Below are 18,414 nucleotides of genomic sequence, written 5' to 3' on the forward strand. Positions count from 1 at the left end.
CTCCCGGACGTGCCGGAATGTGACATTTTTTCAATGACCTTCCCGCCACCAGCCGATTGCGAGGAAAATCAGGGCCGCGAGCAGCGCCGCCCAGCCGGGAACGAGGTCTTTCGTGCGTGTCTCACCCGCGACGGCAGCGGTCGTGACGGGCAGGCCCATCCAGTCCGAACCGCTCATGGCCGAGCCGGTGGGAACCTGTCGCAGATGCGGCGTGTGATCCGCGATCCAGGAGACCGATCCGCCGGAGGCTTTGGCACTGGCGCCCATGACGGTGGCGGTGGCGCGCAGATCCTGCCGTTCGATCGGATCATGCGAGAGCGGGCTGGCAAAGGCGACGAGACCATCCTGTCGGACGCTCCAGATTCCGGGCATCGTGGCAGGGGCCGTAGCGTGCCAGACGCCCTTCGTCCGGGTCAGCGTCAGGGGCTGGCGCTTTCCGTCCGGGGCACTTACGAAGACTTCAGGCGAAACAGGCTGACCGGCCGCATGACGTTCGATTTCAAGCTGGCCGTTCTCGATCCGGGCCGTGAGGCGATTTTCCTCAAGGTCGGGCTCTTTCATCAGCCAGTGCGACAGCCGACGCAGAAGCTCGGCCTGTGGTCCGCCGCCACCCTCGCCACGCGACCAGAGCCAGATCTGGTCCGACAGCAGCATGGCCACGCGCCCCTGATCCACCCGGTCCAGCAGGAGAAGCGGTGCGCCATCGGGACCGTGCATCAGGTCTTCGCCATGCGACTGGTCCGGGCGCAGGGCACGATACCAGGGACCCCAGTCTTCTGTCAGCCCGGCCGTGACGGGATGCGTCTTTCCAAGATCGGTCAGGGAAGGACGGAATGCCTTCGTAACGACACCGTCTGTCCCGATATGCGCCGGGAGGATCTGCGCGAGGCTCGTATCCTGAAGCGTGCCGTCCTGCGTGAATTCAGGCCCGGCCGTCACCAGCAGTCCACCGCCATTGCGCACGTAATCGGCGATATTGGTCAGGTATTCGTCGGGCAGGATGTTGCTGTTGCGAAAGCCATCCAGGATGATGAGATCGAAGCTGCGGATCTTTTCCTGAAACAGTTCGCGGATCGGGAACGGGATGAGTGCCAGATCCGACAGCGGCGTGCCGTCATCGGTGTTGGGAGAACGCAGGATGGTGAAGTGCACGAGATCGACGGACGGATCGGCCTTCAGCAGCCGGCGCCAGACCCGTTCGCCCTGATTGGGCACGCCGGAGACCAGCAGCACGCGCAGCCGGTCCCGGACGCCACGGATGCGGACGACTTCACTGTTGTTCTCGGTGGACGCTTCTCCGGCCAGAGGGGAGACGGACAGGCCCACCAGCGTCTCGCCAGGATGCTGGATCGGGAACGTGATGTCCTGCGGCGTGCCGGTCCGGACGGGGCGTGTCTGCGGCGGGGCGTCGCCGGAGCGGATCGTGAGAATGGCGTCCGAAGCATTCGATGTGCCCAGATCGTCCACCTGAACGCGGATCGTGGCGTTCTGCCCGACGATCGCATAGGGCGGTGTGCTCAGGATGCGCAGGCGCCGGTCCTGTTCCTCGCCATGTGCCGTCAGCAGAAGATGCAGGGGAAGCGTCTGCCCGTTCGCGCCATGAAAGCGGGGGGGCAGATGGGGCGGAACGTCATGATCCATGCCATCGGTTACGACGATGGCGCCTGCGAAACGGCCCTGCGGCAGATCGGCGTGGTCCAGTGCCTCGAACAGGCGCGTTCCGTGACCGGTACCGCCGGGGACATCGACGCGGTGCAGCGTCAGGCCAGGCAGATGGGCCGCGTCCTGCATGATCTGTTCGGCGGCGTGATCCGCGATGGCGGTCCGATGGCCGACCTGCATGGAGACCGAGCGGTCCACGATCAGAAGCGCATCCTGCGGTACGGGTCGCAGCACCGGATGAAGCGAGCGCGGTCCGGACAGCCAGCCCAGCAGGGCCAGCACAGCGAGAGCCCGCCAGAGCATGCCGCGCGCGCCACGGACAGCACCGTAAATCGCGCCGGCAACAGTCAGGATTGCCAGCGTCGCCAGAAGCCAGAGCGGCAGCATCGGAGACAGGTCGAACATCATGGCGTGTCCTCCTCGTCAACGCTGGCGGGACGGCTCGCGGCAGTTCCGGAATCTGGTGTGCCGAGGCGGCGGAGCATTTCCGGGTACTGGGCCTGATCGTTCTTGTAGTTGCCGGTCAGGGCGTACAGCACCACGTTCATGCCGAAACGATAGGCCTGCGTGCGCTGTTCCTCGCCACCGGGAATGACGGCAAAGGGATGGTTACCCGAACTGTCCACGGCCCATGCATGTGCCCAGTCGCCATTGCCGATGATAACCGGGCTGACATCATCATTCGCCTCATCGCCATTACGCGCGACATAAACCGGCTGTCCGGCGACGCGGCCGGGAAAGCCGCTGTGCAGCAGATAGAAGGTATGAGCGAGAACGTGCTTTTCCGTCAGCTTGGCGAGTGGCGGCACGACGAGGCCGTCAGTCACGCGCTGGAGTGCGGCCCGGGCCGCGGAACTGGTTCCGGAATCCGTGTCGGTGCCCGCTCCCTGCTCGTCGATCAGAAGGATGCCGCCATGGTCCATGAAGGCATTGAGGGCCTTCGTGCGTTCGGGATCGGACTGGGCATCGGGGGTGATCGGCCAGTACAGGAGCGGATAGAACGCCAGATCGTCCTTGCCCGGAACGACGCCATCCGGATGGCCAAGAGTTGCGGAACTGCGCGCCGTCGTAAAGTCCGACAGTCCCTGAAGCCCCTCGCGGGAGACAGTGTCGATATCGTCATGGCCTGTGATGACATAGGCCAGCCGTGTTTCAAGAGCGGCTTGTGGCACCGTTGCTGGCAGGGGCGGCATCTGCGTCGGGCTCCGGGCATGGGCCACGGGCAGGATCAGCAGACAGGCCACGCCCAGAGCGCCCAGCAGGCCGCGACGCCGCAGGGACAGGATCAGGTCCAGCAGCAGAAGCAGCAGGCCCGCCGTCATCAGCGCCGGGCCAAGCGGATGGTCCGCATGGGCGCCATCCGGTGAAATACGGGTTCCGAGCAGGGGTTCTTCCTTCATCGCGGGCGCAAAGTCGGAAAGGTTCAGGGCATGCGTTCCATGGGCCGGACCATAAAGTCCGGCGGGATGGCTGACGGATACGGCCGTATGTGCCAGATCCGAGACGCGGATGGAGCGTGCGGCCTGTGGCGGCATGATGAGGCCGCCGTCACTTCCCACAATACGCCAGGGCGCAAGCTCCGAAGGCCCACCGCCCGCAACGCCCGCCGAGCGCTCGATCAGGCGCTCCAGCATGTCGGGGAACAGCCCCGACAGCGGGATATTGGACCAGTCTGGCGAGGCCGTGACATGGAACAGAACGATCTCGCCATTGCCTTCCGTCCGTGCGGTGACGAGAGGCGTCCCGTCGCTCAGGGCCGCCCAGACGTGATCCGTCAGTCCCGTTTCAGGCTTGGCCAGAACCTGCCGTGAGACAGTGACATCGGGCGGGATCGTTAGGTCGGAGAACGGAGAAGTCTCGGGAAAAGGCGCCAGTGTCTGGGGCTTGCCCCAGGACATGGGACCGCCGAGCTGCCGCATGCCGCTCATGAGATGAACAGGCAGGAGCGCGTCTGACGTGGCGTCGGAAGCGGCCCCCTGATCGGCGGCGAGTCCGGGACCGGCAAAGCGGACGAGCATGCCGCCATGACGGACCCAGTTCAGGACACGATTGCGCGTCTGATCGCCGGAAAGCGCGCCATCGGTCGCGATCAGGACAGAAAGGGGTGCACCCAGCAGGGCCGTCGCATCCCCGCTATGCAGGTCCGAAATGGGCTGCAAGGCGCGGTTCAGGAAGAACGCCGAGCCGACGAGCGGTGTGGAATCGCCGGGCGTCTGGAGGATGCCGACGGGGCGTCGTCGGTCGGCCTGTCCCATCAGATGCACGGCAGCAGGGCCGCTCGCGCCTTCCAGCGTCAGATGATCGAGCTGGTTCCGCAGGAGAGGCGGGAGCGAAATGGTCTGATCCTGCCCGGTTCTGATAGGATACGCCGCAAGTGTTCCACCATTGGCATTGGCGGCATGGAGTGTCACGGTGCGCTTCGGGCAGGACAGTGTGTCCACTCTGGCATGAAGGGCACCGTCCTGACCGGTGGATGCGGCAAGACGCAGGATATCACAGCCATTCCAGCGCATGTCCTGCACGGAACGGGCCTTTGCGAGTGCGTCATGCAGGACGTTGTCTCCGTTTGCAGCCAGCCCGTCCGAAAGAAGCATCACGTGCTGGCCGGACAGGTCCCGGTGCTGGAGCAGGGTCGCCAGCGCCTGACGGTCCGTCGGCCAGGGCTGAGGCCGCAGGTGGGAGAGATGTTCGGACAGGGCGTGGGCGTCATGCGTCGTGAACGCTTCGGGCATCGCACCATCTGGCGCGCGGGCGGCATGCAGAAGCGTTACGTCCTGACCATTGCGGATCGCGGTTTCGCCGAGGGCCAGAGCCGCGGAAAGACGTTCGTTCCAGTGCGGAATAGCCGCCCAGCCGTCATCAAGCACAAGGGTGAGAGGGCCGTTGCCGGTTTCGGCCTGATGCGGGGTCAGGACAGGCCGGGCCAGTCCGAAAATGACGAGGGCCACGGCGGCCATGCGCAGAAGCAGGAGCCAGAGCGGGGACCGGGCCGCATCCTCACGCCGGGCCGTCAGTCGGTTCAGGATGAGCAGGGAGGGAAAGCGCTGATCCTGCGGGGCGGGCGGCGTGGCGCGGACCAGCCACCACAAGGCGGGCAGCGTGAGAAGACCGAGCAGCAGGAACGGGGCGAGAAGGATCATCGGCCGCCTCCCAATGCCATATGAAGCGCCAGCAGGGCCGGAAGCGGGTTCTGCGACGTGTCATGCATGATGCAGTCGGCATGAAGCGAGGCCGCACTCTGCTTCAGGGCCGCAAGATGTGCGTTCATCGCCTGCTCATAAGCTGCCCCGAGGCTTTCCATGGCGGGAAGAGTCAGAACGCCGCCTTCAAGTCCTTCGAAACGGATTCGTCCGGAGCGTTTCAGTTCCCGTTCCGCAGGATCGAGAATGCAGAGGAGATGGGTACGTACCGGGCGGCTGGCGCAGGTCTTGAGAAAGGTGTCGATCCGCTCTTCGTCCCACAGGAAATCGCTGATTACGACCAGATCGGAGCGGGCGGGAACGAGCGCCATGCGCGGGAACTCTGGTTCACCCGCATCCGGACGCAGAAGGGAGGCGGCCAGCCGCGGCAGGACCTGTCGGCCAGCCAGCGCACGTCCTGCCTCGATTCCGGTCAGCAGCCCGGCGCGCTCGCCACTCCGCAGGGCCGCCGAAGCCAGCGCCAGCGTGCAAAGCTGGGCCCGTTCCGCCTTGGTGGGCAGGGAATCGGACGAGCACCATTGCATGGAGGGCGACGGGTCGCACCACAGCATCAGCGACTGGGCATTTTCACGCTCACGCTCGCGGACCCAGAACATGTCCCCGACCGGAGAGCGGGCAGACTGCCGCCAGTCGATGGACGTTGCGGGCTCGCCGGCGTGATAGGGACGAAACTGCCAGAAATCCTCGCCCGGTCCCGAACGTCTGCGGCCATGAACACCGCTTTGCAGGCTCGCGGCGATTTTTTCGGCTTCAAGAACAAGTGCGGGCAGGGCCAGACTTTCCGCCTGCACGGCCGGAGCGCTGGAAGCGGTGCCCCGGTTGCGGTGGAAGAAACTGCGCAGGGTATCGGACGGATTTTTCACGGCGATCAGAGGAGAGCCTGAGCCTGCTTGCGGATCAGGGCTTCGCGATCCGTCCCCGATGCGCGGGCACCAAAACCCAGCCCGATACGATGGGACAGGACCGGACTTGCAAGGGCCACGACGTCATCAAGGCTCGGAGCCAGACGACCGTCCAGCAGCGCACGGGCGCGGGTCGCGATCATCAGGGCCTGCGCCGCACGGGGGCCGGGACCGTAAGACACGGCCTCTCGTACTTCCGGCGTGGCGGACGGATCTTCCGGACGCAGCGCGCGCGTCAGCGTCAGGATCGCATCGACGATCCGGTCGCCGACCGGCAGGCGGCGAACGAGGTTCTGGGCCGCGAGAAGACTTTCGGCATTCATCAGGGCAGAAGCCGTCGGCGTCGTGGCGCCCGTGGTCTGAAGCAGCATCTGACGTTCCGCGTCGCGGTTCGGAAAGCCGAGGCTGATCTGTAGCATGAACCGATCGAGCTGGGCTTCGGGCAACGGATAGGTGCCTTCCTGCTCGATCGGGTTCTGGGTCGCGAGAACATGGAAAGGACGCGGAAGGGCATAATCCTTGCCGCCCTGCGTCACGCGACGTTCCGCCATCGCCTGCAAAAGCGCGGACTGGGTGCGCGGGCTGGCACGGTTGATTTCATCGGCCAGCACGAGCTGACCGAAGATCGGGCCGGGCAGGAAGCGGAAGGCGCGACGTCCGTCCGCATCCTGATCGAGAATTTCCGCACCCGTGATGTCCGAAGGCATCAGGTCGGGCGTGAACTGGATGCGCGTGGCGTCCAGACCCAGTACACATGACGCGGTATTGACCAGAAGGGTCTTGCCCAGACCGGGCGCGCCCATCAGAAGCGCGTGACCACCGGACAGGATCGTGACAAGCACCTGTTCAATGACGCTGTCCTGGCCCAGAACAATCCCGCCGATGGCCTGACGGACATGATGGAGAACCGGAGCCAGACGATCGGCTTCAGCCACGTCCGCCTCGCCCCGCAGGGTGCCGGCGGAGACGCCGGAAGAATATTGCTGCTCGCTCATGATGCCAGTCTGACAGGTGTGGGGGTTTCATCAAGGCTCGATTGCACCCAAGTTGGTGTGAGAAGAGAGTTTTTATGCAGTTGGAGGGAAAATTGAGCGATCATCAGTTCCGGCAGGCGGCCCGACCTGACGCCGCCCTGTCTCCAGATTCCCTGATGCCTCCGTCTTCTTTTCCCGGACTGTCTTGTCCAGGCCCCCGACTGCTGCCTTTTCTCATTCAGCGCGATGGCACCTGGCTCTACCGGGGCTCTGTGATAAAGCGCAAAGCCATGCTGTGCATGTTCTCTTCGATGCTGACCCGCGATCCTGAAGGAATCTATTGGCTGAAAACGCCGATGGAACAGGGGATCATCCAGGTCGAGGACGTACCGTTCGTGGCTGTCGAGCTGGACTTCCGTGGCACCTGCGGCCGACAGCAGAATCTCTGTTTCCGCACCAACATGGATGAATTGATCTGTATCGGCCCCGAACATCCGCTCTCCTGTGACTGGGACCGCCGGTCGGACGGGGGCGCCAGCGTACCCTATGTCCATGTCCGTGATGGCGAGGGGGCTTTCCCCATTCTCGCGCGGGTGACGCGTGCGGTGCATTACGAACTCGCGGCGCTTGCGGTTCCCGGACATGTGAAGGGCCAGCCCTGTCTCGGTGTCTGGAGTCAGGACTGTTTCTTCCCGCTTTCGCGGCCTGCATGACGCAGAACTCCGGCCTGCTGGAGCGTCTGCCAGATCGTACGGGACTGGATCGCATCTGGTCCGTCCTGCCTGATGCGCGCCTTGTCGGCGGATCGGTGCGAGATCTGCTCGCCGGTGTTGCCGTCCATGATCTTGATCTCGCGACTCCGGAACCGCCAGACGACGTGCAGCGCCGGCTGGAAGAGGCTGGAATCCGTGTTATCCCCACCGGACTGGCGCATGGAACCGTTACGGCCCTGCTGGACAATGCGCCCTACGAAATCACGACCCTGCGTCGTGACGAGGAAACGGATGGGCGCCACGCGATCGTGGCCTGGACGCAGGACTGGACGGAAGATGCGGCCCGGCGGGATTTTACGATCAATGCCATGTCGCTGGACCGTCACGACCGGCTCCATGATTATTTCGGTGGCCGGGAGGATCTTCAGAACCACCGTGTGCGGTTCGTCGGAGACGCCTCGCGCCGGATCGCGGAAGATGCGCTGAGAGCACTGCGTTTCTTCCGGTTCGATGCACGATATGGGCATTGCGTTCCTGACCGGGAGGCGTGTCAGGCCGTCTCGGAGCAGCTTGGACTGATTGGCACGCTCTCGGCTGAACGGGTCGCCTCGGAGTTGCTGAGAATTCTATCCGGTCCCCGCCTGAACGAAACGATCGGGGCAATGGCATCGGTCGGCCTGCTTCAGGTACTTCTGCCCGAGCCGGACCAGCATGCCCTGAACCGTCTGCTGGCCTGCGAGGCCCCGGTGTCTTCCCTGCTCAGGCTGTTTGCGCTGTGTCACCGGAACAGCCCGGAACTGGCTGGTCGTCTGAAACTCTCCAACGCGGATGGCGCGAAGATCGATGCCTGGGCGTCAGCTCAACCGGTCTTGCATCCGGAACTGTCCGATGACGACCTGCGTCGTCTGCGGGTGCTACAGGATCTGGACCTGCTTGTAGAGCGGAGCTGGTTGCTCCAGGCCCGTCTTGTGGGCGCGCCTGACATTGCGTGGGGCCGGTTCCGGGAACGGGTGCAGGCCATGCCGCAGCCTGCATTCCCGCTAACGGGCAAGGATGCCATTGCGCATGGTGTCCAGCCAGGACCGGGTCTGGGGCAATGGCTGAAAACGGGACGGGACTGGTGGATGGCGCACGGATGCCTGCCGGACCGGAGCGCGTGTCTGGCCTATCTTGCCAGGCAGAAATGAAGCGGCGGTTTCGTCCTTTTCGCAAGGCCTGCTAAACCCCGGAATATGACGAAAACGACAGCTCTTGATACGGACAGCCGCGTCCTGATGAAACGCATCTGGTGTGAGGAAATGCGCCAGCATGTGGGACGGATCATCTCCGTCATTGTTCTGACGGTCCTGATGGCAGCGCTGACCGCGCTTTATCCCGCGGTCATCAAGCGCGCCGTGGACATGTTCGCGGCTCATGATTCCCGGATCCTCTATCAGGTGCCGGCTCTGGTCGTGATCGTGACCGGACTGAAAGCCGCGTCCCAGTATGGGCAGACGATTGCCGTGCAGGGACTGGTTCTGGCCGTAATTCGCGGGTTGCAGTCGCGCATGTTCGCCCATGCGCTTCAGGCGGACGTCTCGACCATCGAAAAGGACGCCCCCGCCAAATGGGCCGCCCGTTTCACCACGGATGCCATTTCGATCCGCGAGGCCATGATCCGTGTGGTCAACGCGCTCGGTGATGCGGTGACGGTGGTGGGGCTCGTCATTTCCATGATCGTCACGGACTGGGAACTGAGCCTGATCGCGCTCGTGCTCTACCCGGTCGCGGCCGTACCCATCCAGAAGCTGGGCAAGAAAGTGCGCCGGGCCTCGGGCGGCATGCAGGAGCAGATCGGCGAGACCTCGGCCCTGCTCAACGAAAGTTTTGCCCTGGCCCGGCAGGTCCGCATCTATCGGATGGAAGAGCGGGAAAGTACGCGCGTCGATCACTCGCTGGATCTGCTTCACTCGGCCTTCCTGCGGATTGCCAAAGGGCGCGCGCGCGTCGATCCGGTCCTGGAGGTTCTGGGGGGCGCCGCCGTGGCTGCCGTGCTGGGCTTCGCGGGCTGGCGCGCGGCCCAGGGTGGTGCGACACTGGGGGACTTCACCGCCTTTATTGCCGCTCTCCTGACTGCCGCCCGGCCGATCCGGGCGCTGGGCTCGCTCAATACGGCTCTTCAGGAAGGGCTGGCCGGTCTGTCGCGGGTCTTTGCCGTGATCGATGAACCACCGGCTGTTGTGGAACGGCCGAACGCGAAACCCCTGCCGTCCGGAAAAGGACATCTGGCGTTCCAGCAGGCCAGTTATCGTTACGAGGATGGCAGGGTCGGGCTGCAGAACCTGACCTTCGAGGTTCAGCCTGGAAAAACCGTCGCGCTCGTAGGGCCGAGCGGCGCCGGAAAATCCACGGCGCTTTCCCTGATCCCGCGTCTGCACGATGTCAGCGCGGGCAGCATCCGTCTTGAAGGCGTGGATCTGCGGGATCTGACCCTGTGTTCTCTTCGGGACGCCATTGCGTATGTCAGTCAGGATACGACCCTGTTCGACATGTCCGTGCTTGAAAACATCTGGATCGGGCGGCCTTCCGCCTCACGCAGCGAGGTTGAAAAGGCCTGTGCCATGGCGGCGGTCGATTTCCTCGATAACCTGCCGGCCGGTCTGGAAACCCGGGTCGGGCCGGGAGGGCGCCGACTGTCCGGGGGGCAGCGTCAGCGCGTGGCTCTGGCCCGCGCCCTGCTTCGTAACCCGCGCGTTCTGCTGCTGGATGAAGCGACGAGCGCGCTTGATTCCGAAAGCGAAGCGCGGGTGCAGAATGCACTGGCAAACCTGCGTTCAGGCCGTACGACAGTGATCGTCGCGCACCGGCTTTCCACCGTGCAGGCTGCCGATCTGATCGTTGTGATGGATCAGGGTGCTGTCGCCGAAGCGGGCACCCATGCCGAACTTCTTCGCAAGGACGGCCTTTATGCGCGGCTGGTGCGGACCCAGTCCCTGGCCGCAGCCTGAAAAAGCGCTGCCAGTTCAGGAATCAGAGCGGCATAGAGGGCTTTCTTGAAGCCCAGATTGCGTTTCAGAACCGCCTGCGGCTCGACCCACTCCCAGGCGTCGAATTCAGGCGGGTCCTGAAGGTCCAGACGGATATCGGAATCCTGTCCTTCGTAACCCATCACGAACCATTTCTGGGTCTGCCCCCGAAAGCGTCCTCCCAGAGCCTTTCCGATCAGGTCGGACGGCAGATCATAGGAAAGCCAGCCACTCCGTTCGGCAAGAATTCGCGCGTTCTTGGTTCCGATTTCTTCTCCCATTTCGCGCAGGGCGGCGACCTGTGGTGTCTCACCTTCATCAATGCCGCCCTGTGGGCACTGCCAGACGTCTCCCGGAAGGTCTGTGCGCCGGGCGATGAACAGCTTGCCGTCACGGTTGAAGAGCGCAATTCCCACATTCGGGCGGTAGGGAAGGGTCATGGGGTCGGTCATAGAGGCGCTACCGGATTGGAAGGTAAAAGATTGGCAGCCTGATCGTTGCTGATGCCGCTATCTGCAAAAGCTGATGGCGGTACAACGACGAAGTTCTGCGCGGCCGGACCTTTAAGCCAGTTTGCGAGGCGGTCGATCATGACAGGTGTGATCGGTCCGACCATCAGCAGGATCTTTGCCGGCTTTCCGTCCTGAGGCAGCAGTGCGGCGAGTCGGTTGTCCAGAGTGGCGGCGTCAGTATCCCCGTCGATCCAGGCCGTTGCCGTCATTCCGCGGGTACGACGGCCATCCTGCGCGGATCCCGCCAGATAGAGCAGGCCCTTGCTGCTGATGGCACTGGCAATCGGGGAGAAATCGGGCGAAGTCGCATAGCCGCCGCCCGGCTGGTCGTCCCCGTTTTCAGACGCATCCGTCAGTCCTTCCGCGCCTGCGGCACGGGAGAGGCACCATTCCAGTTCGCGCTGATCGTCAGCAGCGGAGTTTCCATATCCCAGCGCGTGTGGGCCTTCATCGACCCGTTCGGGATGGGCGCTCTGCATGGGAAGGGTGACATAGACTTCCCTGTGGCTGGCATGAGCCCGCGCAATGATATCGCTGATATTGCTGACATAAGGCGAAATCCCAACTGCCACAGGCGCGGGAATACGCGAAAGAACATCATAGGTCAGGGCATCGGAATAGCCAAATCCCTGCAATACGATTGCAATGGCGGTTTTGTCGGTCGGGAGGGGCGCTGATGGTTGGGGAGAAGGGGGAGCGGCAGAGGACACGACCGGTGGTAGAGCCTGCTGTGTCACAGCGTTCGAAGATCCCGCTGGTGAAGGCGGGGCAGCCTTGGCGGGAATGGTGGTCGCCGCCGTCGGTAACGTCACGTCAGCCGGCTTCGCCGGAACCGGCGCGGCGGGTGCCTGCGCGCCAGTGGCAGTCACGGTTGTTTCTTTTGGTGCCGGTTCTTTGGGTGCCGGAGTGGAAACAATCGAAGAATTGGCCCGCGAGGTAGGCTGCGCAGGCAGAAGCGGTTTGGACTGCGGAGTGACCTTAGCGAGGACAGCGGGTTTCTGCTGGTGCAACAGAAACGCCGCCGCGCTGGCTCCACCGGCCAGAAGAACGGCCCAGAACGCGATCAGAAGGCGTCCAATAACGGGAAGTCGTTGCCAGAGCCCTGGTCGGCTGGAGGCGGGACGGTTCTGCACGATCCGGGATGTCCTTGTCAGTGGTGGTGTGGTCAGTGATGGGCTTCAGGCGGTTTGGGGGTGGTCGGCGCGGCAGCCTTGACCTCTGTTGCCGGTGTGGTGGCCGGCGCAGGGTTTGAGAGGCCCGCCATGGCGTTGATCACCTTGATCGCCTGCTGAAGCTGGAAATCGGTTGCAGGTTTCGTGGCATCGAACGCGGGCCAACTGGCATCCGGCATCTTCGGAATGGATTTTGCGATCGGCGGAATATCGGTGCGCGGGGTCTCGTTCGTCCGGTTGCCGCCGATATTCGTCAGGATGTGGGACAGGTCGGCCTCACGATAACCATAGGCATCGTCATCCTTGGTCTCGGCCACGGGAATATCGGGCGTGATGCCAAGTCCCTGGATGGAGCGGCCGGACGGCGTGTAGTAGCGCGCTGTGGTCAGACGGACGGCCCCCTGATCGCCGATGGGGATGAGAGTCTGGACCGAGCCTTTGCCGAAGGTCTTTTCGCCAAGAATGATGGCGCGGTGATGATCCTTCAGGGCACCAGCCACGATTTCACTGGCCGAAGCCGAACCGCCATTCGTCAGGACGACGATCGGCAGGCCGTTGGTGATGTCCGTGCCCTTGGCATCCCAGCGCTGGTTGTTCTCGGCGTGACGGCCACGGATCGAGACGATTTCACCGTCCTTGATGAAGTCGTCCGAAACGGCAATGGCCTGATCGAGCTTGCCGCCCGGATTGGAGCGCAGGTCAAGGATGATACCGGTCAGCTTGCCGCCCGGCGCCTTGGCCGCCTGCGCCTTGAGCTTGTCGAACGCGGCATGCATGGCGCTTTCGAGATCGTCATCGAACTCGGTCAGGCGGATATAGCCCGTGCTGCCATACAGCGCGGACTTTACGATCTGGACATGCACAATCTCACGCGTCATGTCGAAAGTGAGTGTCTTGCCGGTCTTGGGGCGGACGATCGTCAGGCTGATTTTCGTGCCCGGGTCACCACGCATCCTGCGGACGGCCTGATCGAGCGTCAGATCGTCGATGCTCTTGTGGTCCACCATCGTGATGAAATCGCCGGGCTGGATGCCAGCGCGCGCGGCCGGGGTTCCGTCGATCGGGGAAACCACGCGGACATGTCCGGACTCCCCCTGAACCTGAAGGCCCAGACCGCCGAACTTGCCCGAAATCTCGGTCTGCATGTCGTGGAACTGGGCCGCCGTCATGTAGGACGAATGGGGATCGAGATTGCCGACCATTCCGTCCAGGGCATTGTTGATCAGTTCCTTGTCGGAGACGGGGCGGACATATTCCGCCTTCACCACGTCCATGACCGTTCCCAGCAGTGTCAGCAGACGGACGGTTTCCGCGCTGTTGTCATGGGAGATTTCACGGGCGAGGGCCGCGCCCGGAAAGTCGCCGGAGCCAGCAAGACGCAGGGCTCCCGGTCCGACGGCCAGTCCGGCCAGAAAGGCGGTGCCCAGCAACAGGCCACTGCGAAACTTCATGTGATCTCCATCCTTGGGAACGAAGGAACGTACTGACCGTCGTTGCCGCGAAGGCAGACTAGGCCGGTTCGGGTTGCCAAATTATTAAGAAACAATCCTACAAGGTCAGACGCGCTCGGCAAACCGGATCAGAGGAAAGGAGCGGGACTGACAACCTGCGTACCATGCCGGAGCTGGACAAACAGCATTCCGTCGGAAGCAGGCATCTGGCCCAGTGTGGCAGCTTTCCTGATGCTTTGGCCACCCGAAACATTCAGCTGTCCCAGTCCGGAAAGCACGAAGCGGTAATTCCGCCCACAGTCGAGGATCAGCATCTGTCCGAAGGAGCGGAAGGGGCCGGCAAATTCGACTCGGCCCGTACAGGGGGCCTGTACGGGCGCGGAAGAGAGGGCCGCATAGGTGATTCCGGTTGCGGGACCGGCTTCGGTCGTCTGGCCCCAGCGGACGGCGACACGGCCAGAGACGGGGGCGTGACCACTGCCGCTGGAGACGCCCTGTCCGGCCGAGGAGAGAGCCTGGGCCTGCGACCGTGCATGGCGGGCACGTTCGAGCTGGTGCTGACGCATCAGGGCGGCGGCTTCCTTTTCCAGTTCGGCGCGCGCCTGGGCTTCCTGTCGGACAAGCGCGTTGATTTCGGCGGACAGATCGGCCGCGGCCTGCATGGCGTCGGCCACGGCCTTGCGGGCTTTCTGGGCGCCCTGATCCGCGACGGCCTCCTGCCGTGCCGCAATCCGGGTCCGGGCTGCGGCCGCATTGCGTTCACGGGTCTGTTGCGTGAGCAGATCCGCGAGTTCTTTTTGCCGGCTGTCCAGATCAATGCCGATCGCATGGAGTTCGTCTTCGCGGGACTGAAGCGCCTGGGCACGCTGCTGCGTCAGCCGCGAGAAGCCACCGAGGACGGAGAGCGCGGTGACGCTTTCGGATGCTGTTTCCGGAGAGGCCAGCAGCGCGGCATCCGGTGCGATGGACAGGCGCGCGGCGATGGGAAGCAGTGGTTGCAGTGCGGCATTCTGCTGGCGGATGTCCGCTTCAACAGCCGTCCGCTTGTCCATCAGCTCCGCAATACTGACCTTGAGTGCAAGAATGCGGCTCTGGGTCGTATCTATGGCGGATTGGGCCGTGTGGGTCTGGGCCGTGAAGGCAAGGGTGCGTGCGCTGTCCTGACGGGCTTTTGCTTCGGCCTGTGCTGAGGCGATCTGTTTCGCTTTCAGGGCTGCTGCTTCATTCGCCTGCCGTTTTTCCAGTGCCCTGCGTGCAGCCTGGGCGCGGGCAAGAGCTTTCTGGCCTTCGCTGGGCACGGCTATCGCCGGTTTTCCCGTATGCTGGATGTGATGATGAGACGCATGCCGTGCTGTCGCCCAGGCAGGCGACAGGAGCAGGGCGAGCGACAGGAGAGATCGCGGATCAGGCGCTTTCAAGCAGGGAGACACCCGTCATCGCATCAGGCTGTTTCACGCCCATCAGCGCCAGCATGGTCGGGGCCAGATCGGCCAGACGGCCGTCATGGATGGCCTCACCCCTGGCATGCGCCAGAATGACGGGCACCACGTTGAGCGTATGGGATGTGTGCGCCCCGCCCGTCACGGGGTCCCGCATGGTTTCGCAGTTGCCATGATCGGCGGTGACGAGCAGAACGCCCCCCGCTTTGACGATGGCGTCATTGATGCGGCCCAGTCCCTGATCCACTGTCTCGCAGGCTTTGATGGCGGCGGACAGGGAGCCGGTATGGCCGACCATGTCCGGATTGGCGAAGTTCAGGACGATCATGTCGAATTTGCCGCTTTCGATGGCGGCAACCGCTTTGTCCGTCAGTTCGGGAGCGGACATCTCGGGCTGGAGATCGTAGGTCGCGACCTTGGGTGAGGGGACCAGAATGCGCTCTTCACCTTCGAACTGGACTTCGCGGCCACCGTTCAGGAAGTAGGTGACGTGCGGATATTTCTCCGTTTCGGCCATGCGGAGCTGGGTTCTGCCGGCCTTGGCCACCACGTCTCCCAGCAGATCATCGAGCGGCACCTTGGGGAACAGGATGCTCATGTAAGGCGCCAGATGATCGGAATAGCGCGACATGCCGCAGACGGCTGCGAATTTCACCTTCCGGCCGCTGTCATACTCCGCGAAATCCGGCAGGACGAGGACGTCCAGAAGCTGACGGATGCGGTCTGCGCGGAAATTGCAGGATAGAATGCCGTCTCCGTCCTTCATGCCGGCATAATCGCCCAGAACGGTGGGAAGAACGAATTCGTCCCCCTTGTCGCTGGCGTAGCTGGCCTGAAGGACCGAGAGGGCGTCCTTCGCGTGGGGGCCTTTCGCGTCGCGGATGGCCTCGACAGCGAGGGCGACGCGCTCCCAGCGGCGATCCCGGTCCATGGCGTAATAGCGGCCGCTCAGCGTTGCGATCTGCACGCTGTCCGGCAGGTCTTTCAGGAATTTCCCGATGAAGTCCTCACCCGATCGCGGTGCCGTGTCGCGACCATCGCTGAAGATATGAACGGCTACGGGCACACCTGCCGCGCTGACGATTTTTGCCAGTGCGACGACATGATCCTGATGAGCATGCACACCGCCGGGCGAGATCAGGCCCATGAGATGGCAGGTTCCGCCAGACGCCTTCAGGGCTGTGATAAACTCCAGAAGAGCGGGGTTCTGCGCCAGAGAGCCGTCCCGGGCACTGCGGGAGATGCGGGGCAGTTCCTGCATCACGACACGACCCGCGCCGATATTCAGATGTCCGACTTCGGAATTGCCCATCTGCCCGTCCGGCAGGCCGACATCCTCGCCTGAGGTTTTCAGGAAGGCATGCGGGCTTGTGACCCAGAGCGTGTCGAAGGTCGGAGTGTTTGCGAGACGGACCGCATTGTCGGACTCATCCTCGCGCCAGCCGAAGCCGTCGAGAATGACGAGCATGACGGGGCGGGGTGTCGAGGATGCGGACATGGGATGTCTCCTGCAGGAAAGGAGGAATGGGACTGTTACTGTTACCCATCATGCCATCATTCCCCACAAATGCGAACGTCGATCATGAAGGCGCGCGTTACATTGTGATCGGAGAGAAGGCTTCAGAGCTTGTCGATGCCACTCTTGACCGCATCCTTGGCGTCGCCCGCGGTCTTCTGGACTTTCCCCTTGAGGTTCTGGGCCACGCCTTCCGCCTCAAGCTTTTTGTCGTTCGTTACGTGGCCGACTTCTTCTTTGATCTTGCCCGTAACTTGATTGGCAACGCCTTTGATCCTGTCTTCCATGGAACTCATGACCGGGTCCTTCCGTCTTGATGTTGTACAATCCTTAACGGGCCTCTCTTCGGTGGGTTGCGTCGTGACAGCTTAAGATGCGTGACAAAATACGGCGGCGCTTTCATACATCGTCAGAAGACGTCCCTCAGATTTTCCGGAGAAGCAGCATGACCCAGAGTTGCGGCCCGAACGGGCAGGCCGGCAGTGGCTGCGGTGTCGGCCTGACACCGGAACAGCGGCGTATCCTTCACGAACACGGAACGGAACGTCCTGGCTCCAGCCCCCTTAACGACGAGAAGCGCGCGGGGATTTATGCCTGTGCGGCCTGCGGACGTCCGCTTTTTGCTTCGGAAGCGAAATATGATAGCGGCAATGGCTGGCCTTCGTTTTTTCAGGCCCTGCCGGATGGCGTCGAAACCACGCAGGACAGCCGCTATGGCATGGTCCGCACCGAAGTCCACTGCGCGAACTGCAAGGGCCATCTGGGGCATGTCTTTCCCGATGGTCCGCCGCCTACGGGGCTTCGTTACTGCATGAACGGTCTGGCGCTCGATTTTCGCCCGGCCGAAGGAGAAAAAATATGAGCAAGGCGCTCCCGCCTATTGTCCTCGACCATCCGCTGGTGCGCCACAAGCTGACCCGTCTGCGTGACCACAATACGTCCACGGCTGGTTTCCGCCGTCTGACAAGGGAACTCAGCCTCCTGCTGGCCTACGAAGCCACCCGCAGCCTGTCGCTGGTGCCGCGTCACATCGAGGCGCCGAGCGGACCCATGGAAGGTGAGGAACTGGACGGCAAGAAGCTGTGTTTCGTTTCCATCCTGCGCGCCGGCAATGGCCTGCTGGATGGCATGCTGGATCTGGTGCCGTCCGCGCGTGTCGGACATATTGGTCTGCGCCGCGATCACGAGACGCTGGAAGTCAGCGAATACTACTTCAACATGCCCAGCGATGTTCCGGGACGGACCTGCATCGTGCTCGACCCGATGCTGGCGACAGGGCACTCCGCCGCCGCCGCCCTGACGCGCGTGAAGGCTGCCGGTGCGACGAACCCGATCTTCGCCTGCCTGCTGGCGGTTCCCGAGGGCATTGCGCACATGGCGGAACTGCATCCGGATGTGCAGATCGTGACGTGCTCCATCGACAGTCATCTGGACGAGCACGGCTATATCGTCCCGGGTCTCGGTGATGCCGGTGATCGTCTGTTCGGTACGCGCTGAGACTTTGGCACACGCTCTTGTGTGCTGAAACTTCCGCGGTTTTGTGGCGGGTATGGAGGCTCATCCAGAAGGGAGCGTTCCATGCCTGCCTATGCTGTATTCATTCGTGAAAAGCTGACTGACCCGGCCGAATTTCAGAAATATTCGGAAGTGGTCGGTGAGACCTTCAAGGGTTTTCCAGCCAAGATTCTTGCTGCTTACGGCAAGCAGGAGAAACTCGAAGGCACCGAGCCGGATGGTGTCGTGATTATCGAGTTTCCGGACGCGGCCTCGGCCCGGGCCTGGTATGAAAGCCCGGCCTACCAGAAGGCAGCCGAGCATCGCTGGAAGGCCGGGCCGTACAATGTTGTGATCGTGGACGGGGTCTGAGG

The 18,414-nt window shown here is 63.2% G+C and carries 16 protein-coding genes; 6 read left to right on the forward strand and 10 right to left on the reverse strand.

Going from position 1 to position 18,414, the window contains the following annotated elements; genetic code table 11:
• Positions 1 to 30: 30 nt before the first annotated feature.
• From GFJ39_RS01575 to GFJ39_RS01590, 4 genes are read right to left on the reverse strand one after another with little or no spacing between them, the layout of a single operon-like run.
• Positions 31 to 2,070: a DUF7408 domain-containing protein gene (locus GFJ39_RS01575; protein ID WP_153429242.1), complete on the reverse strand. Its 2,040-nt coding sequence runs from the start codon at positions 2,068 to 2,070 to the stop codon at positions 31 to 33.
• Entirely contained in the window at positions 2,067 to 4,802 is a 2,736-nt protein-coding gene (locus tag GFJ39_RS01580; protein ID WP_153429243.1) for a DUF4159 domain-containing protein, read from the reverse strand. The genes GFJ39_RS01575 and GFJ39_RS01580 overlap by 4 nt, the downstream gene beginning before the upstream one ends.
• A complete protein-coding gene (locus tag GFJ39_RS01585) occupies positions 4,799 to 5,725 on the reverse strand; it encodes a DUF58 domain-containing protein (protein ID WP_325062779.1) in 927 nt (308 codons plus the stop codon). The genes GFJ39_RS01580 and GFJ39_RS01585 overlap by 4 nt, the downstream gene beginning before the upstream one ends.
• A 5-nt stretch (positions 5,726 to 5,730) precedes the next feature.
• On the reverse strand, positions 5,731 to 6,759 hold the full coding sequence (locus tag GFJ39_RS01590) for an AAA family ATPase (RefSeq protein ID WP_153429244.1): 1,029 nt from the start codon (positions 6,757 to 6,759) through the stop codon (positions 5,731 to 5,733).
• A gap of 155 nt (positions 6,760 to 6,914) precedes the next feature.
• Between GFJ39_RS01590 and GFJ39_RS01595 the strand changes: the two genes are divergently transcribed.
• From GFJ39_RS01595 to GFJ39_RS01605, 3 genes are read left to right on the forward strand one after another with little or no spacing between them, the layout of a single operon-like run.
• The gene (locus tag GFJ39_RS01595; RefSeq protein ID WP_153429378.1) at positions 6,915 to 7,451 is read left to right on the forward strand and encodes a DUF1285 domain-containing protein; all 537 of its coding nucleotides are present in this window, start codon (positions 6,915 to 6,917) and stop codon (positions 7,449 to 7,451) included.
• Positions 7,448 to 8,638 (forward strand): CCA tRNA nucleotidyltransferase, encoded by a 1,191-nt coding sequence (locus GFJ39_RS01600; RefSeq protein WP_153429245.1) that lies wholly within the window; start codon positions 7,448 to 7,450, stop codon positions 8,636 to 8,638. Before GFJ39_RS01595 ends, GFJ39_RS01600 begins: the two co-directional genes overlap by 4 nt.
• A gap of 45 nt (positions 8,639 to 8,683) precedes the next feature.
• Complete coding sequence (locus GFJ39_RS01605) at positions 8,684 to 10,438, forward strand: ABC transporter ATP-binding protein (RefSeq protein WP_153429246.1); 1,755 nt, start codon at positions 8,684 to 8,686, stop codon at positions 10,436 to 10,438.
• Here the strand turns inward: GFJ39_RS01605 and GFJ39_RS01610 are convergent.
• The 6 genes from GFJ39_RS01610 to GFJ39_RS01635 form a co-directional block, all read right to left on the reverse strand.
• On the reverse strand, positions 10,396 to 10,908 hold the full coding sequence (locus GFJ39_RS01610; protein ID WP_153429247.1) for an RNA pyrophosphohydrolase: 513 nt from the start codon (positions 10,906 to 10,908) through the stop codon (positions 10,396 to 10,398). The two genes, GFJ39_RS01605 and GFJ39_RS01610, sit on opposite strands and share 43 nt — an antisense overlap.
• A complete protein-coding gene (locus GFJ39_RS14480) occupies positions 10,905 to 12,101 on the reverse strand; it encodes a divergent polysaccharide deacetylase family protein (RefSeq protein WP_325062780.1) in 1,197 nt (398 codons plus the stop codon). Before GFJ39_RS14480 ends, GFJ39_RS01610 begins: the two co-directional genes overlap by 4 nt.
• 32 nt (positions 12,102 to 12,133) lie before the next feature.
• The gene (locus GFJ39_RS01620; RefSeq protein WP_153429249.1) at positions 12,134 to 13,591 is read right to left on the reverse strand and encodes a S41 family peptidase; all 1,458 of its coding nucleotides are present in this window, start codon (positions 13,589 to 13,591) and stop codon (positions 12,134 to 12,136) included.
• Between the two features lie 128 nt (positions 13,592 to 13,719).
• Positions 13,720 to 15,009 carry a murein hydrolase activator EnvC family protein gene (locus GFJ39_RS01625; protein WP_153429250.1) on the reverse strand — a complete coding sequence of 430 codons (1,290 nt, stop codon included), beginning with the start codon at positions 15,007 to 15,009 and terminating at the stop codon, positions 13,720 to 13,722.
• Positions 14,996 to 16,528: a 2,3-bisphosphoglycerate-independent phosphoglycerate mutase gene (gene gpmI, locus GFJ39_RS01630; protein ID WP_153429251.1), complete on the reverse strand. Its 1,533-nt coding sequence runs from the start codon at positions 16,526 to 16,528 to the stop codon at positions 14,996 to 14,998. Before gpmI ends, GFJ39_RS01625 begins: the two co-directional genes overlap by 14 nt.
• 122 nt (positions 16,529 to 16,650) lie before the next feature.
• Positions 16,651 to 16,842 carry a CsbD family protein gene (locus GFJ39_RS01635; RefSeq protein WP_153429252.1) on the reverse strand — a complete coding sequence of 64 codons (192 nt, stop codon included), beginning with the start codon at positions 16,840 to 16,842 and terminating at the stop codon, positions 16,651 to 16,653.
• A 149-nt stretch (positions 16,843 to 16,991) separates the two neighbouring features.
• On the opposite strand from GFJ39_RS01635, the gene msrB reads away from it, so the two are divergent.
• From msrB to GFJ39_RS01650, 3 genes are all read left to right on the forward strand, one after another.
• The gene (gene msrB / locus GFJ39_RS01640) at positions 16,992 to 17,408 is read left to right on the forward strand and encodes a peptide-methionine (R)-S-oxide reductase MsrB (protein WP_153429253.1); all 417 of its coding nucleotides are present in this window, start codon (positions 16,992 to 16,994) and stop codon (positions 17,406 to 17,408) included.
• Positions 17,405 to 18,043, forward strand: a complete 639-nt coding sequence (upp, locus tag GFJ39_RS01645) for a uracil phosphoribosyltransferase (protein ID WP_153429254.1) — start codon at positions 17,405 to 17,407, stop codon at positions 18,041 to 18,043. The genes msrB and upp overlap by 4 nt, the downstream gene beginning before the upstream one ends.
• Positions 18,044 to 18,124: 81 nt before the next feature.
• The gene (locus tag GFJ39_RS01650) at positions 18,125 to 18,412 is read left to right on the forward strand and encodes a DUF1330 domain-containing protein (protein ID WP_153429255.1); all 288 of its coding nucleotides are present in this window, start codon (positions 18,125 to 18,127) and stop codon (positions 18,410 to 18,412) included.
• Positions 18,413 to 18,414 lie beyond the last annotated feature (2 nt).

Origin of the sequence: Gluconobacter aidae (assembly GCF_009547075.1) — a bacterium.
GTDB classification, from domain to species: Bacteria; Pseudomonadota; Alphaproteobacteria; order Acetobacterales; family Acetobacteraceae; genus Gluconobacter; species Gluconobacter aidae.